This window comes from Streptomyces sp. NPDC045701 (genome assembly GCF_056432045.1).
The window spans coordinates 1-5,420 of sequence record NZ_JBWKJV010000121.1; the positions used below are offsets into that span (position 1 = coordinate 1).

Genomic DNA, 5,420 nt, shown 5'->3' on the forward strand with positions numbered 1-5,420 from the left:
AGTTCTACCGGGGCTCCGCTTCCTACGTCCGGCACTCAGTCAGATCGACACCCCTCGCTACCAGCCCCAAAGCCGTAACTTCACGGCCTTGGGCTTTAGCCACCTCCCCGGTCCGGGTCCCACGTCGAGCAAGACCAGGGGGCCACTCGTGCTAATTGCGGTCAGGCCCAAAGCCTGCCCGAGTTGCCAACCAGCGTACGGCCCCCTGATCATGCTCGACCCCAAACCGGGCAGGCCACCGGCCAAACCCGCTCCGCCGACCTCGATATCGAAGCCGAGAAGGTAGCGGGTACAGCACAGCCGACCAGCCAAATCCGAAACCCTTAGGGCACAGAGGTCTCTTCATTACCCCTTTGCCTGGGGACGGCAGGCCGCCGCCACCCATCTCCCACGGAACGACTCCTCCGCGGTGTATTGATCTCGAACGTACGAAGGTAGTCGGCATACAGTCTCACCAACTCAATACCCTGATCGATACGGCCAGCGATCTGCTGAAACTCCACCAGGGAGTCTGTCACGATGAACAAGTGACTGAGTGGCAAAACCTCAGACTTGCGCTTGGCAACCGCCTCGACAAAGCCAGGCCAGCTGGACGTATCGAAAAGGACACCGTAAGTGGCATCGTCCGGACTTCCCAACCCTGGTTACTTATCTTGTCGATTCGCACTCCCCTGGCTCCCGCCTTCATCCAGAGCAGCGGCGCAATAGCCTCAAATCGCCGACCCAGGGACACCATTGAGGCATCCTCATAGGTAAGATCAAAGAACTCGACATTCTCATCGAGGCCGTCACTCATCGGGAACACTTGCCCGAATTTATATTCCCCCTTTAGCGGCTCTCCTGTTGAGGAGACACCCGTGACAGCCGCTCGCATTCGAGGAATAGTTATGTACCGACATATTCCAAGATCTTCCCAAGCAGGGTCGCCTGGGCTGAAACCCTGTTCCCGCAAGGCCTTCGCCTCGGCAACGGAGACCTCATTATTGGTTACAAGTACGCTGCGGCGACGTCCGCCATCTTCTCGATTGAGAAGCGCCAAAGCGTGAGCAGTCGTTCCAGAGCCGGCGAAGAAGTCAATCACCAATGCGTCCGGCTTATCACCAACCGCTAGACGCAGGCTATCCTCGACCGCATAGAGCGACTTCGGGAAAGGGAACTTGCGGTCTGGGAGCAACGCGGACAAGATGCCGGATCCATAATACCCGGCATTGTGAGACGATCGGTTCCAGATAGTCATGGCAGCACGCAAAGGACGCTCGTTCATTTCGAGCTCAAGCACGCCATTCGCGTCTCGCCCTGTGACACGAATCTCGCCTCGTTCAATACGCTCACGTTGACCACGGTTCAAGTAGAGGATACTCCACCTGTCATTTTTGCGATCATAGGAGCCTACTTTCGCCATGCCTTGCTCGACGAGACTTCGGAAAGTATCCGCAGAGCACTGCCATCGTTTCTCTACCCCAGTCATGCTAAGAGGCCAAACGGTTACGAGTCCCGGTTCTTCCGGAACGCTCTTCCGGTCGACGCTCAGCGGAACGGGATCGCCCACCTTGGCGATACGACCACGCTCTGGGTCGACGTATACAGGATAGAAAAGATTAGGGCGGTCGCTTCGAAGCGCGTTATTGCTGCCCTTAGTGAGCCGTTCCCAGCGCACCACCTCAACCGTCTTCACCTCTTCCGCCTCTGAAGTGAGCAGGTCATCCGCAGTGAGGGAGGGACCCGCCTCTCCGATGAAAACGAAAAAAGCGTACTCCTCGACACGAGTGAACTCCTTGAGGCGTGCCACCCCTCGATGGTTGATCGCGATCGTGACCATCTGCATACGACGCCCGGGGAACACCTGCTCAATTAGCAGGCCGAGACGGTGAACTTCTTTTTCGTCGATCGTAACAACTAGGACGGAGGACGCAGGGTTTAGAAGTCGCTTTGCAAGTTCGAGGCGCTTCTCCATGAAAGAGAGCCACTTGCTGTGACGGTACGGATCGTTGTCGTCAACGTAATTGTTGTTGTACTTCCAGTCCCGCGAACCAGTGTTATATGGCGGGTCGATATATATCGCATCCACGCGCCCCTCATAAGGGTAGAGAAGCGCTTGGAGCGCGTGGTAGTTTTCAGCGTTTACGACAGCATGGAAGGGCTTGTCTCCCGTATCACCATAAACTCCACCGCCTCGCAATACTCGACCCACCGACTTGAGTCCTGGGTAAATCGAATCCCCGAACTCCCGGGTTACAACTAGTCTGGCGAGTTGCTCATTCCGAAGATTCCCCTCCGGATCTCGCAGCTGAACATCAGATCCAGTGATTGCAGCGACCGTCCAAACACCCGTTTCGTCAACTGCCGTGCGATCTTGTACGCCTTCCTTCAGCACCCGCACCTTGTCGCCTGGTCGCACAGCAAAACTGGGGAGCAGCACCGACTCGGGCTGGTGCCGATCGAAGACGAGGCCGAATTTCCGGGTTTGCGCGATTTTCTCGTATTCAATGCGCAGCGCCTCACGCAACTGAGGGTCTTTGACGGCAGAAATAAGGTTATCGATGTGCGCCATTTCGCCCTCAGTAGTTGATCCCGTGCCGACGAAATACTTCCGTCGCATCCGTTCCTGGGAAATCCTTAATGGCAACCCTTACAGTCTCATTAAGGTGGTTGAGCATCATGTACGTGCCGTCAATCTGAGCGATCGACTGTATGCGATGAAAGGACTCGCCATGCTTTTCTGCATAAGCAGCCAGGCCTTTCAGCTTGGGCACCGCATCAGCAAGATAAGTGCCGTGCGGGTCGATCAGGTCTGCGACAAGCTGATTCTCTACACTGCTGATGAATATGAAATCTGGCGCCATCCCAGAGATTGAGTTTCCGTTGGCGTACGGTATTTGCAGCGAATGCCGGCCGCTGGTGGGGTTCCTGTACCAGGCAATTGCGCCTGCGTCAAGCTCAGTGCGCAGAACATGCTCTTCCCAGTCGCGCAACTTAACTCGGTAGTTGCCATCTGCGTCCGAAAGCAAGTGGCGTACCCACGTGTCACCTTCCGCATCCTCCGTACGCCGAATCGGCAGGCTGATGGAGGTGATCAACGGTCGGTCGGACTCTCGCTTAATGCGATCAAATCGTTCTTGCTCAACGGCCGGCAGGCGAGTGATCGAGGAGCCGTGCACAGTAAACCATTCCTCAATCAGCTGCGAAGCACGCCTGTCCAGTTTGCTAGGCAAGGCCGAATCACTGGCCAGCGCGATGGTGGTAACCATCGCATCCGTGACTTTTTCATCGCTCTCGGCAATACGATTCACGTAGGCATTAGCTAGGCCCTCGGGAAGGACAGCTCTAGCACGTCCCATAAGGATTTCAATGCCTCGACCGTCCAGTCCGATCGTCGTATGCGTATCGATAGGCACATCGTTAGGACTAGCAAACCGGACTGAGCGCTCGAATAGCCGAGTACTGGCAGCCTGGTCCACCAGCTTCTGTAGCGCGCCCGTAGCCGCAAGTTCGGATCGATGCTCATCTATCACAGACAGAAGTGCATTACGGGCCTGTGCCGTAGCATTTGGAAGAATAGCTTTCCCGTTATGTACTGTTGCTAGAAGAAGAGCCAAGGCGGTGAGGCGGGCAATGGGAGACTTCAGCGTCGCGCGCGGAATTGTGTACGAAGGCAACCCAGCTATGACATCGAAGACGCTTTTGCCTCCCGCGGGAGCGAGATCTTGAACAGGAGCCTGGTCTCCGAAAAAACCCTCCGGAGGAACGTCCGATGTGCGTTGCTTAGGGACTTGCGGCGCCTTCACAGACAACGGCGACGCCTGAGGCGTGGCTGAGGGCGGGTCAAGCAGGAAGTTGCGAGGAGTCATTTCCTCGCGCATCTCTGCCACCTCGGTTGCCGCACCGGTTGCTAGGTGAGGGTTCCGAGTCAGCTGTACAGGATCGCTGATGACCACAGCTCCCGTTGCCAGTGCTTCCTCGTCTCCTGCCCTGAACCGGTCCGCGATCGCGTCCACCGCAGCCTGGTCGAACTTAGGAAGAATGCAGTGAACGGCGTTGAGATCCTCGTCCGTAGCTACGCGTCGAGCCAGAGGCGTGCGAACCATACGACCCATAACCTGGGTAATGAGGTCCAAGTCTTTGGCAACCCGCAACGAGAGCAGCACTTCAGCTCGCGGACAATCCCAACCCGTAGTAATTGCCGTCTTGCAAAAAACTACACGCAGTTCCTTGCGGTCCTGAATGTCCTCGGGCGGGCACCATGCAATCTGGTGATTGCCCGCATCGACCGGGGCATGATCAGCAAAAGTGTGAACGATATTGGCCGCCGTAATTTCCGGCCATTCCTCGATTATTGTACTGACCAAGTCTCCCAGCTCTTTGCCGGTTGGCTTGTCCGCAACCTGAACCACCAGCGCCGGGAAGACCGCCGGTTCGGAGGTCGAAAGGGTATATTCGGTCCACTTTCGATCATATTCGCGAACGCGTTTTACAGCGTGGCGCACCAGCGTTGTTTCAGCCGCTTCTATACCACGCGTATGCCCAAGTATAATTTGGTCTTTCAGTAGCCCCGAGGCTCTGACATCTTCGATGCGAACGGTGTGCGATCTCGTCGAACGACCTAGGTCTGACATGGCCGATAAGAACCGCTTAGGTGTGGCCGAAATTCCCCACACCACTGGAACAGCGGGACGCCCTGTGGTTCCGCCACCTATAATCTGCGCAACGATAGTATCTCGCGTTTTGCGTGCAGTTGCCATTCCGCGGTGCGCCTCGTCAACGACGACCACGAGACCATTAGGGCGCCGCATCACAGTGTTGGTAAGGGTTTCCCACAATGAGTACGTGCGTCCGTCAACGCGCGACTTAGAGAGCGTTGCCGCCGAGCCGAGTTTCTGGATATTCAGAAAATACACACGATCCGGAGCTAGGATTTCTTCATCGAAGTCGTTCTCGATCGTGAGCAGCCGGTTGGGAGCTAGCGACGACGAGGCAGCCATCATCTTGTGCAGGGTCTGCCTATTAAGGGACGGGTCATCAGTGACCCACAGGAATGTGGCGTCTTCTAGGCCAGCATTGCTTTGGTCCCCGTCCAAAGATGCTTCAAGTACTGAGGTAGCAATCACTGTCTTACCGGAACCCGTGGGCGCGGCCAGTACGACGGCGGTTTGCTCGTCAGCATCATCGGCGTAGTCCCGAGCAGCCTTAACCAGGTACTTAGCCACAGCAGCAGCAGCAAGCTCCTGGTAGTCAAAAAGCTCGTACTTCAACCCAGTCCTCCCCAGCCCCCACTCGCGTTGCAACCCGCGTCTGCCGGCACCACTGTCCGGGCGCAGAGCCGCACCGCTAGTGTCCTGCGCCGGGAATTCGTTGAATTAGTAAGCTGTCTCCATGGCGAAGATGGGGCGGCCGATGGCCGAGCTGGTGTTGTCGGAGGATGA

At 56.7% G+C, this 5,420-nt stretch carries 2 protein-coding genes; both read right to left on the reverse strand.

The genetic code is table 11. The annotated features are described in order from the left end of the window. Positions 1-514: 514 nt before the first annotated feature. The gene (locus AC07DW_RS33320; RefSeq protein ID WP_478861363.1) at positions 515-2,551 is read right to left on the reverse strand and encodes a site-specific DNA-methyltransferase; all 2,037 of its coding nucleotides are present in this window, start codon (positions 2,549-2,551) and stop codon (positions 515-517) included. A 7-nt stretch (positions 2,552-2,558) separates the two neighbouring features. Then, positions 2,559-5,249, reverse strand: a complete 2,691-nt coding sequence (locus AC07DW_RS33325) for a DEAD/DEAH box helicase (protein ID WP_478861364.1) — start codon at positions 5,247-5,249, stop codon at positions 2,559-2,561. Positions 5,250-5,420 lie beyond the last annotated feature (171 nt).

Excerpts from the sequence above, each read along its gene's own strand:
- AC07DW_RS33320 (WP_478861363.1), bottom strand. The coding sequence starts at position 2,551 with ATGGCGCACATCGATAACCTTATTTCTGCCGTCAAAGACCCTCAGTTG.